This window comes from Streptomyces sp. NPDC111516, assembly GCF_055635345.1.
This window is the reverse complement of the sequence record NZ_JBVKBV010000003.1, coordinates 198,889-223,323: the sequence shown is the minus strand read 5'-3', so window position 1 is coordinate 223,323 and position 24,435 is coordinate 198,889. Positions and strand designations below refer to the sequence as shown.

The 24,435-nt window shown below is 71.0% G+C and carries 22 protein-coding genes and 1 tRNA gene; 14 read left to right on the top strand and 9 right to left on the bottom strand.

All coding sequences use genetic code 11. The features are described 5' to 3' along the window. The first annotated feature begins 55 nt into the window (after window positions 1-55). Window positions 56-1,891 (top strand): vWA domain-containing protein, encoded by a 1,836-nt coding sequence (locus ACZ7L9_RS08985; protein ID WP_471414120.1) that lies wholly within the window; start codon window positions 56-58, stop codon window positions 1,889-1,891. Continuing rightward, the gene (locus ACZ7L9_RS08980) at window positions 1,891-3,315 is read left to right on the top strand and encodes a hypothetical protein (RefSeq protein WP_471413825.1); all 1,425 of its coding nucleotides are present in this window, start codon (window positions 1,891-1,893) and stop codon (window positions 3,313-3,315) included. Before ACZ7L9_RS08985 ends, ACZ7L9_RS08980 begins: the two co-directional genes overlap by 1 nt. 51 nt (window positions 3,316-3,366) lie before the next feature. Here ACZ7L9_RS08980 and ACZ7L9_RS08975 read toward each other — a convergent pair whose 3' ends face one another. Both ACZ7L9_RS08975 and ACZ7L9_RS08970 read right to left on the bottom strand, forming a co-directional pair. Next, window positions 3,367-4,743, bottom strand: a complete 1,377-nt coding sequence (locus tag ACZ7L9_RS08975) for a serine/threonine protein kinase (protein ID WP_471413823.1) — start codon at window positions 4,741-4,743, stop codon at window positions 3,367-3,369. An 81-nt stretch (window positions 4,744-4,824) separates the two neighbouring features. Continuing rightward, complete coding sequence (locus tag ACZ7L9_RS08970) at window positions 4,825-5,373, bottom strand: helix-turn-helix domain-containing protein (RefSeq protein WP_471413822.1); 549 nt, start codon at window positions 5,371-5,373, stop codon at window positions 4,825-4,827. 172 nt (window positions 5,374-5,545) lie between these two features. On the opposite strand from ACZ7L9_RS08970, the gene ACZ7L9_RS08965 reads away from it, so the two are divergent. Continuing rightward, window positions 5,546-5,618, top strand: a tRNA-Ala gene (locus tag ACZ7L9_RS08965). Window positions 5,619-5,763: 145 nt separating this feature from the next. On the opposite strand, the gene ACZ7L9_RS08960 is transcribed toward ACZ7L9_RS08965, so the two are convergent. Together ACZ7L9_RS08960 and ACZ7L9_RS08955 are read right to left on the bottom strand one after the other, a co-directional pair. Continuing rightward, window positions 5,764-6,399 carry a response regulator gene (locus tag ACZ7L9_RS08960; protein ID WP_471413819.1) on the bottom strand — a complete coding sequence of 212 codons (636 nt, stop codon included), beginning with the start codon at window positions 6,397-6,399 and terminating at the stop codon, window positions 5,764-5,766. Continuing rightward, window positions 6,396-7,604 carry a sensor histidine kinase gene (locus tag ACZ7L9_RS08955; RefSeq protein ID WP_471413818.1) on the bottom strand — a complete coding sequence of 403 codons (1,209 nt, stop codon included), beginning with the start codon at window positions 7,602-7,604 and terminating at the stop codon, window positions 6,396-6,398. Before ACZ7L9_RS08955 ends, ACZ7L9_RS08960 begins: the two co-directional genes overlap by 4 nt. A 171-nt stretch (window positions 7,605-7,775) precedes the next feature. Between ACZ7L9_RS08955 and ACZ7L9_RS08950 the strand changes: the two genes are divergently transcribed. The 3 genes from ACZ7L9_RS08950 to ACZ7L9_RS08940 all read left to right on the top strand — a co-directional run bounded on the left by ACZ7L9_RS08950 (window position 7,776) and on the right by ACZ7L9_RS08940 (window position 10,602). After that, window positions 7,776-8,864, top strand: coding sequence for an ABC transporter permease (locus ACZ7L9_RS08950; RefSeq protein WP_471413816.1), 1,089 nt, complete (start codon window positions 7,776-7,778; stop codon window positions 8,862-8,864). Then, window positions 8,861-9,544: an ABC transporter ATP-binding protein gene (locus ACZ7L9_RS08945; protein ID WP_471413813.1), complete on the top strand. Its 684-nt coding sequence runs from the start codon at window positions 8,861-8,863 to the stop codon at window positions 9,542-9,544. The genes ACZ7L9_RS08950 and ACZ7L9_RS08945 overlap by 4 nt, the downstream gene beginning before the upstream one ends. A 116-nt stretch (window positions 9,545-9,660) precedes the next feature. Beyond that, on the top strand, window positions 9,661-10,602 hold the full coding sequence (locus tag ACZ7L9_RS08940) for a tellurite resistance/C4-dicarboxylate transporter family protein (RefSeq protein WP_471413811.1): 942 nt from the start codon (window positions 9,661-9,663) through the stop codon (window positions 10,600-10,602). 46 nt (window positions 10,603-10,648) lie between these two features. On the opposite strand, the gene ACZ7L9_RS08935 is transcribed toward ACZ7L9_RS08940, so the two are convergent. Further along, window positions 10,649-12,082: an amino acid permease gene (locus tag ACZ7L9_RS08935; RefSeq protein ID WP_471413810.1), complete on the bottom strand. Its 1,434-nt coding sequence runs from the start codon at window positions 12,080-12,082 to the stop codon at window positions 10,649-10,651. A gap of 153 nt (window positions 12,083-12,235) precedes the next feature. On the opposite strand from ACZ7L9_RS08935, the gene ACZ7L9_RS08930 reads away from it, so the two are divergent. Then, a complete protein-coding gene (locus ACZ7L9_RS08930) occupies window positions 12,236-13,042 on the top strand; it encodes an IclR family transcriptional regulator (protein WP_471413808.1) in 807 nt (268 codons plus the stop codon). Window positions 13,043-13,055: 13 nt separating this feature from the next. On the opposite strand, the gene hutC is transcribed toward ACZ7L9_RS08930, so the two are convergent. Next, complete coding sequence (hutC, locus tag ACZ7L9_RS08925) at window positions 13,056-13,823, bottom strand: histidine utilization repressor (protein WP_471413806.1); 768 nt, start codon at window positions 13,821-13,823, stop codon at window positions 13,056-13,058. 221 nt (window positions 13,824-14,044) lie between these two features. On the opposite strand from hutC, the gene hutU reads away from it, so the two are divergent. Beyond that, window positions 14,045-15,730: a urocanate hydratase gene (gene hutU, locus ACZ7L9_RS08920; RefSeq protein ID WP_471413805.1), complete on the top strand. Its 1,686-nt coding sequence runs from the start codon at window positions 14,045-14,047 to the stop codon at window positions 15,728-15,730. Window positions 15,731-15,741: 11 nt separating this feature from the next. After that, the gene (gene hutG, locus ACZ7L9_RS08915; protein ID WP_471413804.1) at window positions 15,742-16,731 is read left to right on the top strand and encodes a formimidoylglutamase; all 990 of its coding nucleotides are present in this window, start codon (window positions 15,742-15,744) and stop codon (window positions 16,729-16,731) included. Between the two features lie 121 nt (window positions 16,732-16,852). Here the strand turns inward: hutG and hutH are convergent, their stop codons facing one another. After that, a complete protein-coding gene (gene hutH / locus ACZ7L9_RS08910; RefSeq protein ID WP_471413802.1) occupies window positions 16,853-18,388 on the bottom strand; it encodes a histidine ammonia-lyase in 1,536 nt (511 codons plus the stop codon). Window positions 18,389-18,526: 138 nt separating this feature from the next. On the opposite strand from hutH, the gene ACZ7L9_RS08905 reads away from it, so the two are divergent. Continuing rightward, complete coding sequence (locus ACZ7L9_RS08905) at window positions 18,527-19,300, top strand: IclR family transcriptional regulator (protein ID WP_471413801.1); 774 nt, start codon at window positions 18,527-18,529, stop codon at window positions 19,298-19,300. Between the two features lie 122 nt (window positions 19,301-19,422). Here the strand turns inward: ACZ7L9_RS08905 and ACZ7L9_RS08900 are convergent, their stop codons facing one another. Next, the gene (locus tag ACZ7L9_RS08900) at window positions 19,423-20,142 is read right to left on the bottom strand and encodes a DUF5324 family protein (RefSeq protein WP_471414119.1); all 720 of its coding nucleotides are present in this window, start codon (window positions 20,140-20,142) and stop codon (window positions 19,423-19,425) included. Between the two features lie 441 nt (window positions 20,143-20,583). On the opposite strand from ACZ7L9_RS08900, the gene ACZ7L9_RS08895 reads away from it, so the two are divergent. After that, entirely contained in the window at window positions 20,584-21,111 is a 528-nt protein-coding gene (locus ACZ7L9_RS08895; protein ID WP_471413799.1) for a peptidylprolyl isomerase, read from the top strand. Window positions 21,112-21,265: 154 nt separating this feature from the next. Then, window positions 21,266-22,165 carry a rhomboid family intramembrane serine protease gene (locus ACZ7L9_RS08890; protein WP_471413797.1) on the top strand — a complete coding sequence of 300 codons (900 nt, stop codon included), beginning with the start codon at window positions 21,266-21,268 and terminating at the stop codon, window positions 22,163-22,165. A 321-nt stretch (window positions 22,166-22,486) separates the two neighbouring features. Here ACZ7L9_RS08890 and crgA read toward each other — a convergent pair whose 3' ends face one another. Continuing rightward, window positions 22,487-22,741 (bottom strand): cell division protein CrgA, encoded by a 255-nt coding sequence (gene crgA / locus ACZ7L9_RS08885; RefSeq protein ID WP_471413795.1) that lies wholly within the window; start codon window positions 22,739-22,741, stop codon window positions 22,487-22,489. A gap of 141 nt (window positions 22,742-22,882) precedes the next feature. On the opposite strand from crgA, the gene ACZ7L9_RS08880 reads away from it, so the two are divergent. Together ACZ7L9_RS08880 and ACZ7L9_RS08875 are read left to right on the top strand one after the other, a co-directional pair. Further along, on the top strand, window positions 22,883-23,650 hold the full coding sequence (locus tag ACZ7L9_RS08880; RefSeq protein ID WP_471413794.1) for a DUF881 domain-containing protein: 768 nt from the start codon (window positions 22,883-22,885) through the stop codon (window positions 23,648-23,650). A 26-nt stretch (window positions 23,651-23,676) separates the two neighbouring features. After that, a complete protein-coding gene (locus tag ACZ7L9_RS08875; protein WP_471413792.1) occupies window positions 23,677-24,411 on the top strand; it encodes a class E sortase in 735 nt (244 codons plus the stop codon). Window positions 24,412-24,435 lie beyond the last annotated feature (24 nt).

Below are 24,435 nucleotides of genomic sequence, written 5' to 3'. Positions count from 1 at the left end.
TGCGGTTGCGGGGGCATGGGTCGGCGGGGCGCTGCTCGCCCTGGTGGCGGGGACGATGCCGGCCGCGGCGGCCGCACCCGGCGCTTCGCGGGAGACGAGCGCCGGCCCGGGCGGCAGCCTGGTCATGGTGCTCGATTCGTCCGGATCCATGGCGGACGACGACGGTACGGGGCGAACCCGGATGGAGAGTGCCCGTACGGCCGTCGGCACCGTCGTGGACCACCTCCCCGACGGATATCCGACCGGGCTGCGGGTGTACGGCGCCGACCGCCCCCGGGGCTGCGCGGACACCAGGCTCGTACAGCCGGTCCGGAGGCTCGACCGGGCGGCCGTGAAGCAGGCCGTGGCGGCCGTGGAGCCCAGGGGCGACACTCCCATCGGGCTGTCCTTGCGCAGGGCCGCCGAGGACCTTCCGTGGCCCGCGGGCGGAGCCGTCGGTACGCGCACGATCCTGCTGATCTCCGACGGCGAGGACAACTGCGGTGCGCCGCGGCCCTGCGAGGTCGCCGAGCAGCTGGCCAGGGAGGGGACCGGGCTGCGGATCGACACGGTCGGCTTCCAGGTGAAGGGCGCCGCCCGCGAGCAGCTCGAATGCGTCGCGGCGGCGGGCAACGGCCGCTACTACGACGCGCCGGACGCCGCGTCGTTGGCCCGGCAGCTGCAACGGGCGTCCCAGCTCTCCGCGGACGGCTACCGGTTCCGGGGCGAGCGGGTCGAGGGCGCGGCGACGCGCGCGGGGGCGCCCGTGCTCGTACCCGGGCAGTATCTGGACACCATCGGGCCCGGTGAGAAGCGGTACTACGCCGTCGGTCTGGATGCCGTTTCGACGGCGGACTTCTCGGCGACGGCGGTGCCGCAGCCCGGGGCGGCCGTCGACACGTTCGACGCGCTGCGCACCAGCATCGCGTACGGCACCGACGGTTCGTGCGTGACGGACACCGCGCACTTCAACCAGAAGGAGGGCGCGACCCCGCTGACCTCGGCCGTCGCCCGTATTCCGGCGGAGCAGGGCACCCGGGCCTGCGACCGGGCGGGGCGGTACTGGCTGGTGGTGGAGCGGGAGAGCAAGAAGGGCTCCGACGCAGCGCGTTGGCCGCTCGAACTCGTCCACGGGGTGGAGGCACCGCTGCAGCAGGGGGTCACGCCCGCCCAGTCGCAGCCGGAGTACGGCAAGGGCGGCAAGGACGCCGTGCTGCCCGCAGGCGACCCCAGCGATGTGCGGGGCGGTACCGGCTTCAACGACGCCGAGGAACTCGGCCCGGGCGTATGGCGCGACCGGATCCTTCCGTCGCAGACCGTCTGGTACAAGGTCCCGGCAGGCTGGGGCCAGCAGGTGCGCTACGACGTGGAGTTCGCGAACGAGCCCACGGTGGGGAGCGGCGCCTCCACGTACTCGTACGGTGCGACGCAGTTGTTCACTCCCGCTCGGTTCCCGCTCACCGGGGGCGGCGAGTTCACCCCGAGGACCATGTACAACGGCCGTCCGTCGGTGGTCAGGATGGGCGGGGTGCCGGTCGCCTGGACCAATCGGTACGAGTACCGAGCCGCCGTCCAACCCGTGCACGCCGGGGGCGACTTCTACATCTCGGTGACGCTGGGGGCGGGGGCCGCCGAGATCGCGGAGAACGCTCGGATCGGGGTGGTGCTGCGGGTGTCGGTGCTCGGCGACGAGCTGGCCGGTCCCGAGCACCACGCTGCTGTCGTGGCCGAGAAGAGGGACAAGAAGGGTAATTCGAGCGGCGTCGGAGACAGCAGCGGTACGGGCGGGGCAGGATGGACCGGCATTGCGGCCGCTGCCGGGGCGGGCGCCGTGGTGGTGGTGATCGCGGGGTTCGTGTTCGTGCGCGGGCGTCGCGGGCGCGCCGCACAGACGACGAGGGGAAGCGCGTGATGAGGCAGCGCAACAGGGGCCGGGTGGCGCTGGCCGCCGTCGCGGCGATGTGCGCGGCGGCGGTGCCGGGGCAGGCGTACGCGGCCGGGGACGACGCCGCGTACACCTTCGATCCCAGAGCGAAGGAGATCAGCGGCGCGGAGGTCAGCACCGAGGCGTCGGCGCTCACGCCCGGATCGGTCTACAAGAGTTCGATCAAGCGCGGCGAGAAGCTCTACTACCGCCTGAACCTCGACGCGAAGACGGACGCGTACGTTTCGGCGGTGGCCGTGCCCAAGGGCGGCGGCCAGGTCGCCTACGGTGACGGCATCACGGTCAGTATCAGGGACAGCACGGACCTGCAGTGCAGCTCGGAGGACGCCCGGTTCGAGTCCGCGGAGTTCCCGCGTCCGATCGCGGCGTACGCCTATCGGAACATCGAGAAGGGCAGCAGTACCTGTCAGAAAGCGGGCACGTACAACGTCCTGATCGAGCGGGAGAGCAAGGCGACCTCGTCACCCGGCGAGTGGGACCTGGAGCTGCGCTACGAGTCGGAACCACAGCCGGATTCGGCCGGCTCCATGCCGACCGAGGCACCGAAGAACTGGCCGTCGGCCTCCCCCGAGCCGCCCACCGCCGCCCCGCAGAAGCGGTCGGGCGGCACCAGCTACTCCACCGCGACCAGCCTGGACACGGGCGAGTGGCACGACGACATCGCGCCGGGGCAGACCCGCTTCTACCGGGTGCCGGTGGACTGGGGCCAGCAGATCTTCGCCACCGCCGACCTCAGCAACAACAACGCCTCGAACGAGTACATCGGCAACGCGCTCGCGATGTCCCTGGACAATCCGGCCCACGGCCACGTCGACGACGTGAGCCCGCTGTCGTACTCCGGCAAGCCCGCGTCCGTATCGCTGGATCCGCTGCCTCCGGTGGCGTACGAGAACCGTCACGACTACACCAGCAGCGTCAGCGCCATGCGGTTCGCCGGCTGGTACTACCTGTCGGTGACGCTCAGCCCGAAGGTCGCGAAGTCGTACGGTGACGAGGCGATTCCGCTGATCCTCAAGATCAAGGTGGAGGGGAAGGCGGAGAAGTCGCCGTACGCGGGCGGCGCGGGGATCTTCTCGGTCACGCAGGACGACAGGGACATGGCCAAGAGCGGCCGGAGCGATTCCGAGGCGGCCAGGAGCAACACCATGAGGGCGGTCGGCGTGACCGGGATAAGTGCGGGTGCCGTGCTGGTGCTCGGGCTCGGCATGTGGACGCTGCTGGCGCGGCGCCGCGCGGTGGCGGCGCCGATGGGTCCGGAGGCCATGGCGGGTCCGGAGGCTTCGGCGGCTTCGGTGGTACCGGCGGTTCCGCCCGGTTCGAACGGTCCGGGCGGGGGCGTACCGGGCGGGGGCGGACAAGCGCCTTACGGAGGCCCGCCGCAGGCCTGGTAGCGGGGCCGGAACCGCTGCCGTACGCGGCGGCGGTTCCGGCCGACGGCCCGCTCAGCTCTGGGTCAGGGCCCAGACACCCACGGCGAAGCAGATCAGTGCCACCAGCAGGACCGGGACCGTCACCTTCGGGGGCGGTCCCGGACGCCTCTGCGGCACGTGCGCGGCCAATCCTGATCCCGCGGCGGGAACCTGCGGCTGCCCGGCGGTGTACGCCCGGGTGAGAGCCGGCTCAGGGTGCACCGCGGCCGTGGGGGCCTGCGAAGGATGCGGTGCGGGCGCGGCGAACGGAGCAGCCGTGTGCGCCGGGAGCGGAGTGGGAGGCGTGGCCGGCTGTGCCTGCTGGGGCAGCGGTGCGGGCGGCTGCGGAGGCGGCGGAAGGTGGAAGCTGCCCGTCTCCGACATCGGGACCGGAGGCGGGGTGTCGGGCTGCTGTCCGGCGTGCTGAGCCGCGGGGCCGGGGTGTACGGGCTGTACGGGGTGCTGAGCCGTGGGGTTGGGGTGTACGGGCTGTCCGGGGCGCGCGTCCTGCACGGCCGTTCTGGGGGCCGTGACCGGTCCGTCGGGTCCGAAGCCGGCGGGCAGCGGCCCGAGTTGGTCGAAGACCTCCACCGGCTCGTCGTCGGTGCCGGGCTCGGGCAGCATGTCGACCGCGGCCGTCAGCGCCTTGCGCGCGCCCGTGGCCGTACGGAACCTGGCTTGGGGATCCGGCTGCAGCAGCCCCGCGAGGACCTGCCACAGCGGCTCGGGGATCCCCTCCGGGGCGCCGGGAGTTCCGTACGCGGCGAAGTGCTCGACGATGGCCTGCGCGTCCGGCTTCTTACCCTGCAGCAGATACAGCGCCACCAGGCCGACCGCGAACAGGTCCGCGGGGAAGTCGGGTTCCGCGCCCATCATCTGCTCCGGCGCGAAGTAACCCGGAGTTCCCACCACGTAGTTGGTCTCGGTGAGGCGCGGCTCGCCCTTGCGCATGGAGATGCCGAAGTCGGACAGCCGCAGATGCGGTCGCCCGGTGCCGGTGGCCTCCATCAGGATGTTGGCGGGTTTGATGTCCCGGTGCACGACGCCCTCCGCATGCACCGTCGACAGCCCGGACAGCAGCTGGTCGAGCAGCGTGCAGACGAAACGAGGGGGCAGCGGCCCGTAGTCGCCGATGACATGGGCCAGTGAACCGCCGCTCACCAGATCCATGGTGAACAGGACCTTGTCGTCGTCCGCGGCCCAGCTGGCCGGGGCGAGGACATGCGGATGCTCGATCCGCAGCGCCTGCTCGCGGACGAAGCGCAGCAGTGTGTGCGCGTCGCTCTGCTGGAGGACCTTGGCCGCCACATAACGGCGGCGCCGGTGGTCCCAGGCGCGCCAGACGGCGCCGACCCCACCACGTCCGATCGGATCGATCAGTTCGTACCGACCGGCGAAGACCTCACCCATTGCGCTGCGCCCGCTCCCAGTTCCTGTTCCGGCTCGTGCCCGGCTCTCGGGGATAGTGCCCTAGAACCCGTCGGACAGGCCCTAGCTCTGGTGTCCCTCGTAGTGCGCCACCGCGTCCGCGGTGCGCCCCGCGCCGTACACCTTGAGGAACTCTGCCAGCTCCGGGTGGGTCGGGGCGAGGGAGTCGGCGGCATCGATGATGTCACCGGCGGCTGCGACGGACCGCAGCAGCGACTGGATCTCGCGCACCACGCGCCGGACGGTCGGGGCGCCGCCGGTGTTGGAGGTCTGGCCGGTGGCGGTGAGGACGGAACCGCCCTGGGACTTCTTGATCTCTTCCATGCGGTCGGTGGCCTCTCCCGCGCTGACGCTGCCGTCGGCGACCTGACCGGCCAGTTCCTGGAGCGCCTGGACACGCTGGACGACCGCCGGGTTGCCGATCTTCGCCCGCTGGCCGCTCATCAGCTGGGAGAGCATGGGGGCGGACAGCCCGAGGACCGCGGCGAGCCGGGCCTGGTTCAGGCCGAGGTCATCGATCAGCCGGCGGAAGAGCGCCCCGAGAGGCTCTCCGTACCAACTGCGCTGAAGTTCCCTGGCTCTTGCTGTTGCCTCTTGCTGAGCTGCATCCATGGCGCGTCTCCCCTTCGCTGCGGCTTCGCTGCTGCGAACCTCGTCGAGCATCTTACGGAGCGTGGTCGCCGACCGGGAGTCCCTGTTTTTTTGCAAGATTCCGGGGGGTACCCGGTACTCTGGTCTGCGGCGGTCGCCGAGACGCTGAAACGTCCGGTGCTGTCCGTTTTTCGGGGCCTTAGCTCAGTTGGTAGAGCGCTGCCTTTGCAAGGCAGATGTCAGGAGTTCGAATCTCCTAGGCTCCACATCGGTAGAAGGGTCCCCTGGGCTGCGGAAACGCGGGCCAGGGGACCCTTTGTGTTCATGACGTGTCGGGTGACGGGCCCGTCTCGTCGCGGCCTCGCACGGAGCGGGCACGACGGCCGGCCGCCGGCCGTCATGTGCCGGCCGTCAGCGGCGGATGAGGCCGAGGTCGGTGGCGGTGGCGACGGCGGCGGTGCGGGAGTCGACGCCGAGCTTGGCGTAGATGTGGACCAGGTGGGACTTGACGGTGGCCTGAGTGAGGCTGAGCCGGTCGCTGATGCGCTGGTTGGACAGGCCGTCGGCGACCAGACCGAGGATTTCCGTCTCGCGGCGGGTCAGGGCGGTCCGGGGGGTGCGCAGGCGGTTCATGAGCCGGTCGGCGACGGTGGGGGCGAGGGTGGTGCGTCCGGCGGCGGCGGTCCGTACGGCGGCGGCCAGTTCCTCGGGCGGGGCGTCCTTGAGGAGGTAACCGGTGGCGCCCGCTTCGATGGCGGGCAGCGTGTCGGCGTCGGTGTCGTAGGTGGTGACGACCAGGACCCGGGGTGCGCCGGGGCGGGCGGTGATGGCGGCGGTGGCCTGGGAGCCGTTCATGCCCTGCCCGAACTGCAGGTCCATCAGAACGACGTCGATGTCGAGTTCGCCGGCCAGGGTGACCGCCTCCTCGGCCGTGGCGGCCTCGGCCACGATGGTGAAGTCCGGTTCGGTCTCCAGTACGGCACGCAGTCCGGCCCGTACGACGGGGTGGTCGTCGGCGAGCAGCAGACGGATGGGGGTGTCGGTCACGGCTGGGCCTCGTCGTCTGGTCGGGGTGCGGGGTGGGCGGGGAGCTGCGCTGCGAGGGCGCTGCCGCGGCCGGGGGCGGATTCGATGCTGAGGGTGCCGCCGAGGGCGTGGGTGCGGGCGCGCATGGCGGCCAGTCCGAAACCGCCGGTGGCCGGATCGGGAGCGGGCAGGCGGGTGGGATCGAAGCCGGTGCCGTCGTCGACGACGTCGAGGGCCACCTCGTCGTCGAGGTAGCTGAGAGTCACCTCGGCGGTGGTGGCGTGTGCGTGACGGACGGTGTTGGCCAGCGCGGACTGCGCGATGCGCAGCAGGGCGACTTCGTGGGCGGTGGGCAGGGGCACGGGTTCACCGGTGAGGTGGAAGCGGACGGTGAGGGGTTGCTGGGTGCTGGTCGTGGCGCACAGCCGTTCCAGGGCTCCGGCCAGGGTGGTGCCTTCCAGGGCGGGCGGGGTGAGGGCTGCGACGAACCGGCGGGCTTCGGCGAGGTTGTCCACGGACGTCTGGCGGGCCTGGTCGATGTAGCGGCCGGCGGCCTCGGGCCGGGCGGGCAGGGCGCGTTCGGCGGCGCGCAGGAGCAACTGGATGCTGGACAGGCCCTGGGCGAGGGTGTCGTGGATCTCGCGGGCGAGGCGCTCGCGTTCGGCCAGGACGCCGGCGGTGTGCTGGGCGGCGGCCAGGTCGGCGCGGGTGGTGGTGAGTTCCTCGATCAGCCGTCGGCGCTGTTCGCTCTCCCGGTACAGGGCCTGATAGCCCCACACCACGGCCACGGCGACGGCCGCGCCCAGTGCCGGGCCGATCGCGGTGGCAGCCGCGAAGGTGCCCTGGTGGGCGGAGAAGGCCGTGATCGCCGCGACGGCGGTGGCGACGACCGAGATCAGGCCACTGCGGCGAGGCAGCAGATGGAGCTGGAGGAAATACAGCGGGAACGCCAGCCACACCGCGTCGGCGGTCAGGGCCAGCAGAACCAGCCAGACGGCGCCCACCATGGCCAGCCACAGCGCGGCGTCCCGGCGGGAGCGGCTGATACGGGGCAGCAGCGGGCCCACCGCGTACGCCAGCCCCAGCGCCGTACAGACGGCGACGATGAGGCCGGCCCGGGATTCCCCCGTGCCCAGGGCCCGGACCACGGTCAGGGCGAGCAGGCCGATGACCAGCAGGTGCAGGCACCAGGCCAGGGCCCTGGTGGTGGGAGTGAGGGTGCTCATGAGGCACCCAGTCTACGGAAACGGTCCATACCGGCCATCAATCAAAAGGTGGAGGGCGGGCGCTGTCCTTTGATTCCAAAAGTCCGATCCTGGGCGCGATGCCTCGGCACGGGGGCGGCGGCGAAAGTGGGGACGTACCGATTCCACCACGTGAAAGGGCCCGGCCGGAACATGTTCGTCGCCTGGAGAGACCTCCGGTTCGCCAAGGGGCGTTTCGCCTTGATGGGAACCGTCATCGTGCTGATCACGCTGCTTGTCGGGCTGCTGTCCGGGCTCACCGCCGGGCTCGGCCGGCAGAACATCTCCGCGATCACGGGCCTGCCCGCCGACAGGATCGCTTTCGCCGCTCCGAGCAGCGGGCAGGACGTCTCGTACGCCAATTCCACGGTCACCCGTGAGCAGTGGGAGCGGTGGGCCGAGGCACCCGGGGTGAGCAGCGCCGAGCCGCTGGGCATCTCCACCACCAAGGCCACCGCGGGCGACCGGAGCGAGGGTGTGTCCGTCTTCGGCGTCCGGCCCGGCTCCGGCCTGGCTCCCGACAGCGGGAAGATCGACGACCGGTCGGTGGTGTTGTCCACCGCCGCCGCCGACGACCTCGGTGCGAAGCCGGGCGACACGGTCACCGTCGCCGGCCGGCGGCTGACCGTCGCCGCCACGAGCGGGGACGCCTCCTTCAGCCACACCCCCGTCATCTGGACCAGCCTCACCACCTGGCAGAAGACCGCCCCGCCCACCGGCGGCTCCGGCGGCCCCGCCGCGACCGTCATCGCACTCAAGACCACGTCGGGCGCCGAGGTGAACGCGACCGACGAGGCCGTGGGCACCAAGACGGTGTCCAAGGACGACTCGCTGTCCGCGATCGGCTCCTACACCTCCGAGAACGGCTCCCTGCAGCTGATGCGCGGCTTCCTGTTCGCCATCTCCGCCCTGGTCATCGGTGCGTTCTTCACGGTGTGGACCATCCAGCGCAGCGGTGATGTCGCCGTCCTCAAGGCCCTGGGCGCCTCCACCGCAGACCTCTTGAAGGACGCCCTCGGCCAGGCCGTCGTCCTCCTGGCGGGCGGCACCCTGCTCGGCACCGGTATCGCCGCCGCTGTGGGCGCCGCCTTGTCCGGCTCGGCCGTGCCCTTCCTGCTCACCCCGGCAACCGTCCTCGTCCCGGCCGCCGTGATGATCCTTCTCGGCGCGCTCGGGGCCGCCCTGTCCATCCGCCGCATCACTTCCGTCGACCCGCTGACCGCCCTGGGGAGCGCACGATGAGCCTGAACCTGACCGACATCACCCTGACCTACCCCGACGGCGAGAGCCGCCTCACCGCCCTGGACCAGGTCGGCCTCGACGTCCCCAAGGGCAGCCTCACCGCCGTCGTCGGCCCCTCCGGCTCCGGCAAGTCCAGCCTCCTCGCCGTCGCCGCCACCCTCATCACCCCCGAGGCCGGCACCGTCACCATCGACGGCGTCAGCACCACCGGCATGACCCGCGGTGAACTGACCGAGCTGCGCCGTCACAAGATCGGCATCGTCTTCCAGCAGCCCAACCTGCTGCCCTCCCTCACCGCGGCCGAACAGCTCCAGGTCATGGCCCGGATAGACGGCTGCTCCGCGTCCGCGGCCCGCCCGCGCGCGATGGAACTGCTGGACTCCGTAGGCCTGGCCGACCAGGCGGGCCGACGCCCCCACCAGCTCTCCGGTGGCCAGCGCCAGCGCATCAACATCGCCCGCGCCCTGATGAACGACCCCACCGTCCTGCTGGTCGACGAACCCACCAGCGCCCTGGACCACGAACGCGGCGCCGCCGTCATCGACCTGATCACCCGGCTCACCCACCAACAGGCCACCGCCACCGTCCTCGTCACCCACGACCGCACCCACCTCACCGCCGTCGACCAGATCGCCGAAGTCCACGACGGACGCCTCACCCTGCCCGCACCCGCCCGCTGACCACACCGACGCCGACGGCGGTCCGCGCGGCCGGGCGCGACGGCCGGCAGGCCGCGGCCGGACCCGTGCGGACCTGCCCGATGGTGGTGCCGCTCCGGGCGCGATGCGATGGACGGGTGACGAAGCACCGCCGTTCGCACCGGTGGGCCGAGCTGCCCCCCGCTGCCGGGGCCGCAGTGATGGCCACCGGCATCATCTCGGTAGGCCTGTCGCTGACCGGCCACCCCGTTCTCTCCGCGATCCTGCTCGCGCCGACCGTAGGGCTGTGGCTGCTGCTCGCCGTGGACTTCAGCCGGCGGCTGCTGTGCGACCGGGCCCGCTGGATCGCCGGGGCCGGCACTCCGCCCGCCGTCACCGCCGTCGCCGCGACCTGCGTACTCGGTACCCGCGTGGCCCTGCTCGACCGGTACGTCCTCGCCGCTTCCCTGCTCGCCGTCGCGGCGCTCGCGTGGCCGGGGCTGCTGCTCGCGGACATCCGCCACTGGCGCCGGCGGATGCCGGGTGCGGTCTTCCTCGTCTGCGTCGCCACCCAAGGCCTCGCCGTACTGGCCGGCACGCTCGCCCCGGCGTACGGCACCTGGCTCGCCAGGGCCGGGTTCGCGCTGTTCTGCCTCGGCGTGCTCCTCTACCTCGCGGCGCTCCACCACTTCGCTCTCCGGCAGGTCGTCACCGGGGGCGGCGACCAGTGGGTCGCCGGGGGCGCGTCGGCGATTTCCGCCCTGGCCGGGGCGAAACTCCTGACGTCCCCCGTCTGGACCGGCAGTGCCCACACCGCGCTTCGCGCGACGACGCTCGGGCTGCTCGCTCTCGCCTTCGCCTGGTACCTCGTCCTGGCCGCCGCCGAGCTCGCCCGCCCCCGCCCGCACTACGACATCCGCCGCTGGTCCACGGTCTTCCCCCTGGGCATGACCGCCGTCGCCTCCCTCACCTCCGCCTCGGCCACCGGCATCCACCAGCTCGCGACGGCAGGCCGCGCTCTGCTGTGGATCGCCGCCCTCGCGTGGCTGCTCACCCTTGCCGGACTGCTGCGGCAGATCCGGCGGGGAGCAGACGGATGAGCGGTGTGTTCCTGGTCGCGAGCGGGCCGCCGACGGGTGGCTGCGGCTATCCCCGTCGCGGGGCCGCCGTGGGAACGGCCTCCCTTTCCGCTTCCGCGGAGGTGGGCGGCTCCGGCTGGGCGCGCCGCGACCGCATCCACAGGTAGTGGACGCCCGTGAGGAGCGCGAGCCATACGACGCCGACGACCAGGGCGATCCGGGTGCTGTCGTAGAAGCCGAGAACGATCATGATGCCGATCATGAAGACGATGGCGGCCAGCTGGCCGTACGGCCAGAAGGGGGCCGGGAACTTCAGGGCCGCCGCCTCCTGCGGCGTCATCCGCCACCGCGCCTTCACCTGAGTCAGCAGGATCATCAGCCACACCCAGACCGTGGCGAATGTCGCGATCGAGGAGATGATCAGGAAGACGTTGTCGGGCATCAGATAGTTCATCAGGACGCCGAACAGCAGGGCTCCGATCATGATGACGATGGTCATCCACGGCACGCCGTTGCGGGTGAGCCGCCGCATGACCGCGGGCGCCTGCCCGCGCTGGGCCATGCCGTACATCATGCGGCCGGCGGCGAAGATGTCGCTGTTGATCGCCGAGAGAGCGGCCGTGAGGACCACCACGTTCAGCACGGTGGCCGCGGACTTGAGACCGATACCGGCAAAGATCTCGACGAAGGGACTCCCCGACGTGTCGACGTATTGCCAGGGGTTGACCGATATGATGACCGCGAGGGTCAGCACGTAGAAGAGAATGATGCGCAGGGGGATGGAGTTGACCGCGCTCGGGATGGTCTTCTCCGGGGACTCGGCCTCGCCGGCGGTGACGCCGATGATCTCCGTGCCGCCGAAGGCGAACATGACCACGGCGAACGAGATCACGAATCCGTGGGCGCCGTTGGCGAAGAAGCCGCCGTTGTTCCAGAGATTCGATACGCCGACATGGTGGCCGTCACCGCTGCCGAGACCGAAGACGATCACGGCGATGCCTGCCACGATCATCGCGACGATGGCGACGATCTTCAGCAGGGAGAGCCAGAACTCCAGCTCGCCGAAGACCTTGACGCTCAGCAGGTTGAGCGCGCCGATGACGAGGATGGCGGCGAGCATCCAGGTCCAGCGCGGGACGTCCGGGAACCAGAAGCCCATGTAGAGACCCAGCGCCGTGATGTCCGCGATGCAGACGATGACCATTTCGAAGGCGTACGTCCACCCGGTCGTGAAACCGGCGAGCGGTCCGAGGTGCTTCGTCGCGTACTCACCGAACGAGCCGGCGCATGGGGAACGCACCGCCATCTCGCCCAGGGACCGCAGCACCAGGAAGACCGCCGCGCCGCCGATCAGGTACGCCAGGAGGACCGAGGGCCCGGCCGCCTTGATGGATTCGGAGGAGCCGTAGAAGAGCCCGGTGCCGATCGCGGATCCAAGGGCGATGAAGCGGATGTGCCGGGACCGCAGCCCCCTGCTCAGGCCCGGAGTGTCGGTGCTCAAACGATTGCCTCTCTGTTCAGAGTGCGCGGCGGGGTTCAGAGTGCGCCGCGGGGCGCTGGTCACCGGCCAAGTGATCCGTTCGCCGGATACCTGTGCGGCGAACGGAGAGGCCTGTATATTCCTGCATATACAGGAGCGTCAAGAGGTGGTCCGGTGAGTGAACGCGCAGTGGCGTCGAGTGCGTCGCCGGCCGTCGGGCGGGCGCTGGACATCCTCGTGTACCTCGCCGGACGCCCTGGACTGGTGCGGGCCGCAGCGCTCGCCCGTGACCTGGACATCCCCCGCTCGTCCGCGTACCACATCCTCTCCGTCCTGGCCGACCGCGGCTTCGTCACCTACGTGCCGAAGGACCAGGCGTACGGTCTGGGGGTCACCTCCTTCGAGGTCGGCTCCGCCTATCTGCGGCACGAGCCCCTGGAGCGGCTCGCGCGCCCCATCCTGCGCACCCTGGCCGACCGCCTGGGCCAGACGGTGCACATGGGCATCCTCGACGGCGCGGAGACGGTCTATCTGCTCAAGGAGCGGCCGCCCTCGGGCAGGACAGGGGACGTCGACATCACCCTCGTCACGGACATCGGCGTACGGCTGCCGGCCCATCTCACGGCCAACGGACGCGCCATCCTCGCGCACGCGTCCGACGCGCAACTGCGGGCTCTGTTCCCCCGGCCCGGCGACCTCACCACCCGCACCGGCAGGGGCCCGCGCACGCTGGCGGGGCTGGCGGGCGCCCTTGCACAGGAGCGTGAGCGCGGCTGGTCGCAGGAGGTCGAGATGGTCTCCGAAGGGTTCCGCTCGATGGGCGTGGCGGCGTTCGACCACAACGAGCGGCCGGTCGCTGCGATCAGCAGCACCTGGCGCCGGCACCACTGCCGGCACGACGTGGATCAGGTGCGGGACATCCTGGTGCGGGGCGCCGCCCGGCTCACCGCGGCCGTTTCCGGCCGGGCCCCCGGGCCGTAGCGGGCCCGAGCGGTCAGTGCGTGTCGAACGCGCCTTCGAGGCGATAGCGCGAGCCGGGGTGCAGGAGCCGCGCGATGCTGACGAGGGCGTCCCGCGACCAGGTGCGGCGCTGAATCAGCAGGCACGGCTCGGACGGTGCGACACCGAGAATCGCGCACTCCTCCGCGGACGCCAGCACCGCCTCCACGATGTGTTCGCCCTTGCCGAGCGGCGCGACCTTGGACAGGAAGGCGAACGGAGTCTGCAGGGTGAAGTCCTGCTCCAGATAGCCGGGGGCGAAGGCCGGGTTGACGTAACGGTCCTCCAGCTGGACCGCCACGTCGTCCTCGTAATGCACCACGCGGGAGTGGAAGACCGCGCCTCCCGCACCGAGACCGAGCTGGGCGCCGGCCTTCGGATCGGCCCGCTCCTCCCCTACGGACAGCACCCGCGCGCGATAGCGATGACCACGGCGGCGCACCTCGTCGGCGATGTTGTGCACCCCCGCAAGGGCTGAGCTGCCCTTTCTCGGAGCGACGAAGCTGCCCACTCCCATCACCCGGCGGATCACGCCTTCCGTGGCCAGCTCGCGCAGCGCGCGGTTGATCGTCATCCGGGACAGGCCGAGTGCCTCGACGAACTGGCTCTCCGACGGCAGGGCGTCGTCCTCGGCCCAGTGGCCGGTGGCGACCTGCTCGGCCACGAGGTCCTTCACCCGCTGGTACGCGGGAGCAGAGCCGGACGCCCGCTGCCCGTACAGCCGGGTGAGTTCCGCCGCCTCGACGACCAAGCCATTCACCATCCTCGTCAGCCATTGCCGCTCCGCCCGCCTCCGGCGGGAGGCACCCCCAACACACGGCACCCGCATCGGAATCCTAGAGGAGACCCCCTCCGCGGCGGCCGGACGCCGGTCAGGGTCTCGGATCCGAGAAACCGGCGGAACGTCGCTGGCTCCGCATCCGCCGGTCACGTGTCATGGCAGACGCAACAGCCTTTACGTCTCCCTCCCCCCAGGAGTGCAGCATGACCGGAAATTCCCTGAAGGCACCGGGCGTACGCGCCCCGCGCGGCTCCGAACTGAACTGCCTCGGCTGGCAGCAGGAGGGCGCCCTGCGCATGCTCATGAACAACCTCGACCCCGAGGTGGCCGAGCACCCGGAGGATCTGGTCGTCTACGGCGGTACCGGCAAGGCCGCCCGTAACTGGCCCGCCTACGACGCCATCGTCCGCACCCTCAAGACGCTCAAGGACGACGAGACGCTGCTGGTCCAGTCCGGCAAGCCGGTCGGTGTCATGCGCACCCACGAGTGGGCGCCGCGCGTGCTGCTCGCCAACTCCAACCTGGTGGGCGACTGGGCGAACTGGGAGGAGTTCCGGTCGCTGGAGGCCCAGGGGCTGACCATGTACGGGCAGATGACCGCCGGCTCGTGGATCTACATCGGCAGTCAGGGCATCCTTCAGGGCACCTATGAGACCTTCGGCGCCGTCGCGCGCAAGAAGTTCGGCGGCACCTTGGCCGGCACCATCACCCTCACCGCGGGGCTGGGCGGCATGGGCGGCGCTCAGCCGCTCGCCGTGACGATGAACGACGGCGTCGCGATCTGTGTCGACTGCGACCCGACGCGCATCGAGCGCCGGATCGCACACCGCTACCTCGACGTCGCCGCGGACGACCTGGACCACGCGCTGCAGCTCGCGACCGAGGCCCGCGACGCCCGCCGGCCGCTGTCCATCGGGCTCACCGGAAACGCCGCCGAGGTGTTCCCGACGCTGCTGGAGATGGGCGCGCCCATCGACATCGTCACCGACCAGACCTCGGCCCACGACCCGCTGGCCTATCTCCCCGTCGGCGTGAGCCTCGAAGAGTGGCACGAGCAGGCCGCCGAGGACCCGGCGGGCTTCACGGACCGTGCGCGCGCGTCGATGGCCCGGCACGTCGAGGCCATGGTCGGCTTCCTCGACGCCGGCGCCGAGGTCTTCGACTACGGCAACTCCATCCGCGACGAGGCCCGCAAGGCCGGCTACCAGCGCGCGTTCGACTTCCCGGGCTTTGTTCCGGCCCATATCCGCCCGCTGTTCGAGGAGGGCCTCGGCCCGTTCCGCTGGGCCGCGCTGTCCGGCGACCCCAAGGACATCGAGGCCACCGACAAGGCTCTCCTGGAACTCTTCCCGGAGAACGAACACCTGCACCGCTGGATCAGGATGGCCGGCGAGCGGGTGGCCTTCGAGGGGCTGCCGGCCCGCATCTGCTGGCTGGGCTACGGCGACCGGCACCGCGCCGGCCTGCGCTTCAACGAAATGGTGGCCTCCGGCGAGCTGTCCGCACCGCTCGCCATCGGCCGCGACCACCTCGACTCCGGCTCCGTCGCCTCGCCGTACCGCGAGACGGAGTCCATGCTCGACGGCTCCGACGCGATCGCCGACTGGCCGCTGCTCAACGCGCTGGTGAACACCGCCTCGGGCGCGTCCTGGGTCTCCATCCACCACGGCGGCGGCGTCGGCATGGGCCGCTCCATCCACGCCGGGCAGGTCTGCATCGCCGACGGCACCGAGCTGGCCGGACAGAAGCTGGCCCGCGTCCTGACCAACGACCCCGGCATGGGCGTGATCCGGCACGTGGACGCCGGTTACCCGCACGCCACCTCGGTGGCCGGGGAACGCGGGGTGCGGATCCCGATGACGGAGGCCGAAGCGCCGTGCACACGGTGACCACGGGGGGCGTGAGCACGGGGACGGAGACCGGGAAGGGCCTCACGGACGTGGAGCCCGAGCCATGGACCGGCCGGGACGACGGGGCCGGCGCCGACAACCTGCGCTGGCACCGCGCCGTCCACCTCGACCCGGACCGGGCCGAACCGGGGGACGTGGCGTTCGTCGGCTTCCGCAGCGACGAGGGGGTACGCCGCAACAAGGGACGCCGGGGCGCGGCGGCCGGTCCGGGCGCCCTGCGTCGTGCCCTCGCGTCGATGGCACTGCCGGAACCGCTGCGCGCGCTGGACACCGGCGACGTCGAGGTCGCCGGGCGCGACCTGGAGTCCGCGCAGCAGCGCCTGGGCCGTGCGGTCGCGGCGCTCGTCGACCGCGGCCACCAGGTGATGGTGCTGGGCGGCGGCCATGAGGTCGCGTACGGCAGTTACTGCGGGCTGGCGCAGACGCGCGCGCTGCGCGAGGGCGGCCGTCTCGGCGTGCTGAACCTCGACGCGCACTTCGACCTTCGCGACGACGTCCGGCCCAGCTCCGGCACGCCGTTCCTCCAGATGGCACAGAGCGAGGAACGGTACGGGCGGCAACTGAACTACTGGGTGCTCGGCGTCAGCCAGCCGAGCAACACGGAACGGCTGTTCCGCACCGCGGACCGACTCGGGGTGCGCTACCTTCCGGACACCGGGTGCGGGCTGCTCGACCTGCCGCGTACCGAGAAGTTCGTCGACGACTTCCTCGCGAGCTGTGACGTCGTGCATCTGAGCATCGACCTCGACGTACTCCCCGCCGCCGTCGCACCGGGCGTCAGCGCCCCCGCCGCCTACGGCGTGCAGATGGACGTCATCGAGCGCGTCTGCGCCAAGGTGGCCGCGAGCGGCAAGCTCGTCGTGTGCGACATCGCCGAGCTGAACCCGGACCTCGATGTCGACCAGCGCACGGCGCGCGCCGGCGCGCGCCTGATCCACCGCATGGTGACCTCGCGGAGCACGGCGCCCCGCACGGTATGACCGCCCGCGGGGGCGGCGCGAACCGGCGCGCCGCCCCCGCGAACCGGCGCGCCGGTGACGCCCCGTGGGGCCTGTGCGCGCTGCCCGGAAAGTCACTCGCCGGGCAGCGCGCACAGGTGGTTCAGGCCAGGGGGCCGGTGACCGACTCGGCTGCGGCGATCGCGCCGCCGGAGGCGACGTACTGCACGGTCGCCTCGATCTCGGGAGCGAGCCAGCGGTCGGGTCCGGGGCCCTGGACCGTCTCGCGCAGGCCGCCGCGTACCGCTGCGGTGGCGGGCGACGGCGTCAGCGGGGCGCGCATGTCCAGCGCGCGGGCCGCGGTGTAGACCTCCACCGCGAGGACGCGGCCGAGGCCGTCCAGCGCGCGGCGCAGCTTGCGGGCCGCCGACCAGCCCATGGAGACGTGGTCCTCCTGCATGGCACTGGAGGGGATGGAGTCGACGGAGGCGGGGGTGGCCAGCCGCTTCAGTTCGGAGACGATCGCAGCCTGCGTGTACTGGGCGATCATGTGGCCGGAGTCGACGCCCGGGTCGTCCGCCAGGAAGGCGTTCAGACCGTGGTTACGGGCCGGGTCCAGGAACCGGTCCGTACGGCGCTCGGCGACCGAGGCCAGGTCGGCGACGGAAATGGCGAGGAAGTCCAGCACACAGGCGACCGGCGCACCGTGGAAGTTGCCGTTGCTCTCCACCCGGCCGTCCAGCGTGACCACCGGGTTGTCGACGGCGCTCGCCAGCTCCCGGGCGGCCACCAGCTCGGCGTGTGCGAGGGTGTCGCGGACCGCGCCGTGCACCTGCGGCGAGCAGCGCAGCGAGTACGCGTCCTGTACCCGCGTGCACTCCGGCGTGCGGTGGCTGGCGACGATGCCCGAGTCGGCGAGCAGGGCCCGCAGGTTCGCGGCGCTGTCGGCCTGGCCCGGGTGCGGGCGGAGCGCCTGGAGGTCGGCCGCGAACACGGCGTCCGTACCGAGCTGGCCCTCGACGCTCATGGCGGCGGCGATGTCGGCGGTGCGCAGCAGCCGGCGCAGATCGTGGGCGGCCAGCACCAGCATGCCGAGCATGCCGTCGGTGCCGTTGATCAGCGCGAGACCCTCCTTCTCCTCCAGCACGACCGGGGTGATCCCGGCGGCGGCGAGCGCCTCGGCGGCCGGCTTGAGCGTGCCTTCGGCGTCGCGGACCCGGCCCTCGCCCATGACTGCGAGCGCACAGTGGGCGAGCGGGGCCAGGTCGCCGGAGCAGCCGAGCGAGCCGTACTCGTGGACGACGGGGGTGATACCGGCGTTGAGCAGCGCGGCATAGGCCTCGGCGGTCTCCGTGCGCACACCGGTACGTCCGGTCGCCAGCGTCGACAGACGCAGCAGCATGAGCGCACGGACGACCTCGCGCTCGACCTCGGGGCCGGAACCCGCGGCATGCGAGCGCACCAGGCTGCGCTGCAGCTGCGCGCGCAGTTCGCCAGGGATGTGGCGGGTGGCCAGCGCCCCGAATCCGGTGGAGACGCCGTAGTGCGGCACCACCTCGTCGGCCAGGCCGCGGATCACCTCACGGCTGCGGGCGATCTCCTTCAATGCCTCCGGCGACAGGGCCACCGGAGTTCCCAGGCGGGCAACGGACACAACATCGTCGGCAGAGAGCGGGCCGACACCAACATCAACAGTCATGTCTCCATGAAGCAGGTTGCGGGGGCCGCACCGCGACGGGCTGCCCGAAGGTTGTGTCTGGGATCCCAGACACATGCCCGGCACGTGTCTGGAATCCCAGACACCTGGTCCACGCGACGCCGGGTCTATCGTCGGAGCATGAGCATCGTCCCGGCTGCCGCGCAGGTGCTGGCCGTGCTGCGCTATCTGGCGACCCAGGCCGCCCCGGTGCCCGCGGCGGCCATCAGCCGCGATGTCGGGCTGCCCCGCTCGACGACCTACCACCTGCTGGACACCCTGGCCGCCGACGGCTTCGTCTCCCACCTGCCCGAGGAGCGGCGCTACGGTCTCGGCGTCAGCGCCTTCGAGCTCGCCTCCGGGTACGCGCGGCAGGAGCCATTCCAGCGGCTGGCCCGGGTGCCGCTGGCCAAGCTCGTGGACCGCACCGGGCACAACGCCAACCTCGCGGTGCTGCACGGCCGCGAGGTCATCTACGTCATCGAGGAACGGGCCCCCGGCCGCGCCCCCCTGGTCAGTGAGGTGGGTGTGCGGCTGCCGGCCCAGCTGACCGCCAGCGGCCGGGCGGTGCTGGCCCATCTGCCGGCCGCGCAGGTGCGGGCGCTCTTCCCGGACCGGTCGTCCTTCATCCAGCGCAACGACGCGGGGCCCACCTCGTTGACCGCGCTGCGCGCCCTGCTGGCCGAGGTGCGCCGTCGGCAGTACGCCACCGAGGAGGGCGAAATCACCGTCGGCCTGTCCTCCATCGCCGCCCCCGTGTTCGATCACCACGCCCATCCGATCGCCGGCGTGTGCGTCACGTTCCCGAGCCGGCCGGGGAACGCCGCCGAACGCCACGAGATCGCGGGGCACGTCGCGCAGACCGCCCGAGAACTGACCCGCCGCGTCGGCGGCGTTGCGAAAACACCCCGATAACGCCACGCGGCCCGGCCCCGCGAGCTGTCCGCTTCCGCATCCCGCGGACTCCGCGGACGGCGAAAGCGGGCGTCGGAAGACCTCAAGGCCTTCCGACGCCCGCTCCGCCGTGCGGGTACTGCTCAGCGGCGGTCGTCGCGATCGGTGCCGTCCACGCCCTCCGGACCGTCCGTCCCCTTGCTCTCCTCGTTCTCCGCGTCGTCGAGCGAAGACGGACCGCTGCCGTCGACCGAGGTCAGCGGTGCGCGGTCGGAGACCTCCGTGGGGGCGGGCGGCTCGACCAGCCAGTCCGGGTTGGCCTGCTTGTCCCACCACCTCCAGGCGGCGTAGGCGGCACCCGCCACGATGCCGGCCACGGCGAACCCCTTGAGGAGCCGGCCTGCCTTCGCCCGCCGCTCGTGCTTCCTGGCGAGCTGCCTGATCTCCTTCGCGGTGACCTGTCCGCGGAGCGCCTCCAGCGCCGCGGCGCTGCGGACCGAGGCCTCCTCCGCCACGGGCTGGGCGACGGCCATCGCGTGCTCGACGCGCGGAACGGTGTAGTCCGCGGCGCTGCGCGCGACCTGCCGGGTGCGTAGCGCGGCGCGGTGGGCCACCTCGTCGACCTTGGGGGGCACATGGGCACGGGCCTGGTCGATACGTGGCGCGAGATGCGCGCCGTATTGGACGCGGGCCTGCTGGGCTGCCTTCGACACCTTTGGCGCGAGCCGTGTGCGGGTCTCGTACGCGAGATGTGCGGCCTGGTCCTTGGCCGAGCCGGCGTAGGGCGCCACCACTTCCGCGGCGTGCTGCACGCTGTCCTTGGCCGAGTCGGTTGCGGCGCGCACGCTGTCGATGCGGGTCACGGGATCCTCCTCCTTGGTGGCGGGTAGGTACTCCGCCTTTCCACCCATTTCGAGATCATGCCTGCCGAAGGCCTGTACGGCATGCGGGGCAGGCATCCGGGTCATCCGGGTCATGAGCGGTGCAAGGGGAGCTTGCCGACGACAATGCCACGGTTCGGTACAGCCCGCGCCGGTTGGTCACGCGCTTGGACGCATTTGTTCCTGCGGGGAGCGGCACGCAAGGGTCTTCGGGGAAGCCGCAGGCGAAGGGGGCGGACACGGCCTCGGCGCGCCAGGCGCCCTGTCCGGCAAGGAGGTGAGCGGAGTGCGTTCGGGGTGGCGGCCGGGCGCCGGAGCGGAAGGTCCGTGCGAGGATCGGTGGAACGTCACCGCGGACCTGACGTCACCCATCGCGGACCCGACGTCACCGAAGACTCACCGAAGACTCACGGAAGGCAGATCGTGGCTGAGCAGCTTTACGCCACCTTGAAGACCAATCAGGGCGACATCGAGATCCGGCTTCTGCCGAACCACGCGCCCAAGACGGTCAAGAACTTCGTCGAGCTCGCCCAGGGCGAGCGTGAGTGGACGCATCCCGAGACCGGCAAGAAGTCCACGGACCGGCTGTACGACGGCACCGTCTTCCACCGCGTCATCAGCGGCTTCATGATCCAGGGCGGCGACCCGCTGGGCAATGGCACCGGTGGCCCGGGATACGAGTTCGGTGACGAGTTCCACCCCGAACTCGCCTTCAACAAGCCGTACCTGCTGGCCATGGCCAACGCCGGCCCGGGCACCAACGGCTCGCAGTTCTTCGTCACGGTCTCGCCGACCGCCTGGCTGACCGGCAAGCACACCATCTTCGGCGAGGTCGTCGACCCCGCCAGCCAGAAGGTCGTGGACGCCATCGCGTCCACCCCGACCAACGCCCGCACCGACCGCCCGTTGCAGGACGTCGTCATCGAATCGGTCGTCGTCGAGAACCGATGATCACCATTGGTCATCTCGTGATCACGTTCTGATTCTTCTTTCGGGAACCAACCGCCCTGGTCGTCCGTACTTGTTACATAGCGGATGAGCAGGGCGGCGTCGTCCGCGCTGCCGCCACGACGAGGACCGAGGGGACCGGGACACCATGGGACCGATGGACCAGCAGCCGCCGGGAGACCAGGACCGGTCCGCCGCCACGGAGGGCTCGCTGAACTGCTACCGCCACCCCGGTCGCGGTACGCACGTCCGCTGCACCCGCTGCGACCGCCCGATCTGTCCCGAGTGCATGGTCAACGCCTCGGTCGGCTTCCAGTGCCCGGACTGCGTCCGCCAGGGATCCGGTACGGGGCACGGGCCGGCCGCCAACCAGCCGCGGACCGTCGCGGGCGGCAGCATCGCGGCCGACCCCCGGCTCGTCACCAAGATCATCCTCGGCATCAACGTCGCCGTGTACATCGCCGTCCTGGCGAAGGGCGAGCTGGTCAACGAGCTGCTGCTGCTCGGCCGTGCCACGACCCACTTCGGCGGCCCGCTCGAAGGCGTCGCCGAGGGCCAGTGGTACCGGCTGGTGACGTCGATGTTCCTCCACCAGGAGCTGTGGCACATCGTCTTCAACATGCTGGGGCTGTGGTGGCTCGGCGGGCCGCTGGAGGCGGCGCTCGGCCGCGCCCGCTACCTCGCGCTCTACATGCTGTCCGGCCTGGCGGGCGGCGCCCTCACCTACTGGCTCTCCGTACCCGTACAGGGCTCGCTCGGCGCCTCCGGAGCGATCTTCGGCCTGCTGGGCGCCACCGCCGTGCTCATGCGCCGGCTCAACTACGACATGCGCCCGGTCCTCGCGCTTCTCGCGGTGAACCTGGTCATCACCTTCAACCCCTGGGGCGGGATCGCCTGGCAGGCACACGTCGGCGGTCTGATCGCGGGCACGCTGATCGCGATCGCCATGGTGCACGCTCCCCGTGAGCGGCGCGCACTCGTGCAGTACGGCACCTGCGCCCTGGTCCTGGTGGCCGTGGTCGCCATCGTCGTCGCCAGAACGGCCGCGCTCACCTGAGCGGACGCCGCCACGGACCCGGTTCCCCGGGGATCTTCGCTCATCCGGCTGTCCACAGCCTCACTTGTCCACAGCGCGTGTCAAATCTTGTGCATTCTGTGGGAACAACTGTGCCCCTTGTCGCTGAGCTGGGTTTTTCCAGCAGGGACAAGGGGCGTGCCATCCCTCGATGAGGGAGGCTGCAGTCACATCGGCGTCAACAGCCAGGGAGTTATCCACAGATCGTCTGACCTTTTCCCCTGCCTGTGGATAACGCTGTGGGTAACTCGGGGCAAGGGTTGCGGAACCGGGCCTCGCTGTGGGGTCAGGCGCCCTGCGGCACTACTTCCACTGCGTGGAGACACCGAAGCCGCCGGCGATGAAGCCGAAGCCGACGACGATGTTCCAGTTCCCCAGCGACTTGACCGGCAGAACGCCGTCGGTCACATAGAAAACGACGATCCAGGCCAGACCGATCAGGAAGAGCGCCAGCATCACCGGCGCCACCCAGCTGCGGCTGGTCAGCTTTATGTTGGTTGCCTGCTTCGCCGGAGGGGGCGTGAAGTCGGCCTTCTTGCGGATACGTGACTTCGGCACGAGGAACTCTCCTGTCGATGCGCTGCGTGACCGCGCAGGGAACTGTGGCTGGCGCCGGGGCGGGGCGCGAGGGGGAATGCTGTCTCCCCCGGGCGTCCGTTAGCGTAGTGCTTCCGTGGCGTCGAAGGAGATAAGGGTACGTTGAGCAATTCTGCCGACTCCCCCCGAGGACCGGTCCGGCGCACCTTCCGGCACCCGGTCCGGGTGCTCACCGCCACAGTCTTCGCCCTCGCCGGACTGATCTTCGTCACCAGCGCCAACACGGCCAAGGGCACCAACATCCGCACCGACTCCTCGCTGCTGAAGCTCTCCGACCTCATCCAGCAGCGCAGTGGCAAGAACGCCCACCTGGACGAGACCAATGCCACCGCGCGCGAGGACATCGATGCCCTCGTACGGCGGGACCACGGCAGCACCGAGGCGGAGGACGCCCGGCTCAAGGAGCTGGCGCGGACCGCGGGCACCGCAAAGCTCTCCGGCCGGTCCGTGTCCGTCACGCTCAATGATGCCCCGCCCAATGCCACCGCGAACCCCGGCTACCCCGACCCGCAACCCAATGACCTGGTCATTCACCAGCAGGACCTGCAGGCGGTCGTCAACGCCCTCTGGCAGGGCGGCGCCCAGGGCATCCAGGTCATGGACCAGCGGCTCATCTCCACCAGCGCCGTCCGCTGCGTCGGCAACACCCTGATCCTCCAGGGCCGCGTCTACTCCCCGCCCTACAAGATCACCGCAGTGGGTGACCCGGCCGCGCTCAAGCAGGCAATCGACGACTCCCCGGCGATCAACAACTACCTGCTGTATGTGAAGGCGTACGGGCTCGGCTGGCAAGTCGATGAGCACAAGGCGGTGACTCTTCCCGGCTACTCGGGCACAGTGGATCTCCACTATGCGGAGCCGGCGAAGTAGCGAGCAGCTGTGGGGAGGCCGACACGGTGTCGGTGCGACTGATCGTGAGGACGTTCAGCGAACTCTGTATCACCGTCGGCGCCCTGATCGTGCTCTTTGTGGTGTACGTGCTGTTCTGGACCGGAGTGAAGGCCGCCGACGCGACCGAGGGGCAGATCGAGAGCCTGCAGAACCAGTGGGCACGGGGCACGGTGTCCGCCCCTGCGCCGGGCACCTCCCCGACACCGGGCACCTCCCCGACACCGGGCACCTCCCCGACACCGTCGGCGCCGCCCGCCCCCGCGGCGTACCGGGACGGCAAGCCGTTCGCGATGCTGTACATCCCCCGCTTCGGCAAGGGCTGGGAGTGGCCCGTCCTGGAGAACACCGAGGTCAGGACCTTGCAGAAGGGGCTCGGCCACTACCGCGGGACCGCCCGCCTCGGAGCGACGGGCAATTTCGCGGTGGCCGGACACCGCCGCACGTACGGGGACCCGTTCAAGGACTTCCCGAAGCTGCGCCGGGGTGACGCGGTGCTGCTGACGGACGGGACGACGTGGTTCACGTACCGCATCGACAAGAAGCCCTACCGGACGGTGCCGAGCGACATCGGGGTCATCGACCCGGTACCCCGCAGCTCCGGTTTCGACGGGCCCGGCCGCTATCTGACGCTGACCACCTGCGACCCCGAATGGGGCAGCAGCCACCGGCTGATCGCCTGGGCGCACCTCGACGCGACCCAGCCCGTGAGCGACGGCAGGCCGGCGGCTTTCCACAGCTGACCCACGCTCGTGCCCCGGCCCTTT

What these genes read in the sequence shown, in the direction of transcription:
- ACZ7L9_RS08985 (WP_471414120.1), top strand. Translation starts at nt 56, where the DNA reads ATGCCGGCCGCGGCGGCCGCACCCGGCGCTTCGCGGGAGACGAGCGCC.
- ACZ7L9_RS08980 (WP_471413825.1), top strand. Translation starts at nt 1,891, where the DNA reads ATGAGGCAGCGCAACAGGGGCCGGGTGGCGCTGGCCGCCGTCGCGGCG.
- ACZ7L9_RS08975 (WP_471413823.1), bottom strand. Translation starts at nt 4,743, where the DNA reads ATGGGTGAGGTCTTCGCCGGTCGGTACGAACTGATCGATCCGATCGGA.
- ACZ7L9_RS08970 (WP_471413822.1), bottom strand. Translation starts at nt 5,373, where the DNA reads ATGGATGCAGCTCAGCAAGAGGCAACAGCAAGAGCCAGGGAACTTCAG.
- ACZ7L9_RS08955 (WP_471413818.1), bottom strand. Translation starts at nt 7,604, where the DNA reads ATGAGCACCCTCACTCCCACCACCAGGGCCCTGGCCTGGTGCCTGCAC.
- ACZ7L9_RS08950 (WP_471413816.1), top strand. Translation starts at nt 7,776, where the DNA reads ATGTTCGTCGCCTGGAGAGACCTCCGGTTCGCCAAGGGGCGTTTCGCC.
- ACZ7L9_RS08945 (WP_471413813.1), top strand. Translation starts at nt 8,861, where the DNA reads ATGAGCCTGAACCTGACCGACATCACCCTGACCTACCCCGACGGCGAG.
- hutC (WP_471413806.1), bottom strand. Translation starts at nt 13,823, where the DNA reads ATGGTGAATGGCTTGGTCGTCGAGGCGGCGGAACTCACCCGGCTGTAC.
- hutU (WP_471413805.1), top strand. Translation starts at nt 14,045, where the DNA reads ATGACCGGAAATTCCCTGAAGGCACCGGGCGTACGCGCCCCGCGCGGC.
- hutH (WP_471413802.1), bottom strand. Translation starts at nt 18,388, where the DNA reads ATGACTGTTGATGTTGGTGTCGGCCCGCTCTCTGCCGACGATGTTGTG.
- ACZ7L9_RS08905 (WP_471413801.1), top strand. Translation starts at nt 18,527, where the DNA reads ATGAGCATCGTCCCGGCTGCCGCGCAGGTGCTGGCCGTGCTGCGCTAT.
- ACZ7L9_RS08890 (WP_471413797.1), top strand. Translation starts at nt 21,266, where the DNA reads ATGGACCAGCAGCCGCCGGGAGACCAGGACCGGTCCGCCGCCACGGAG.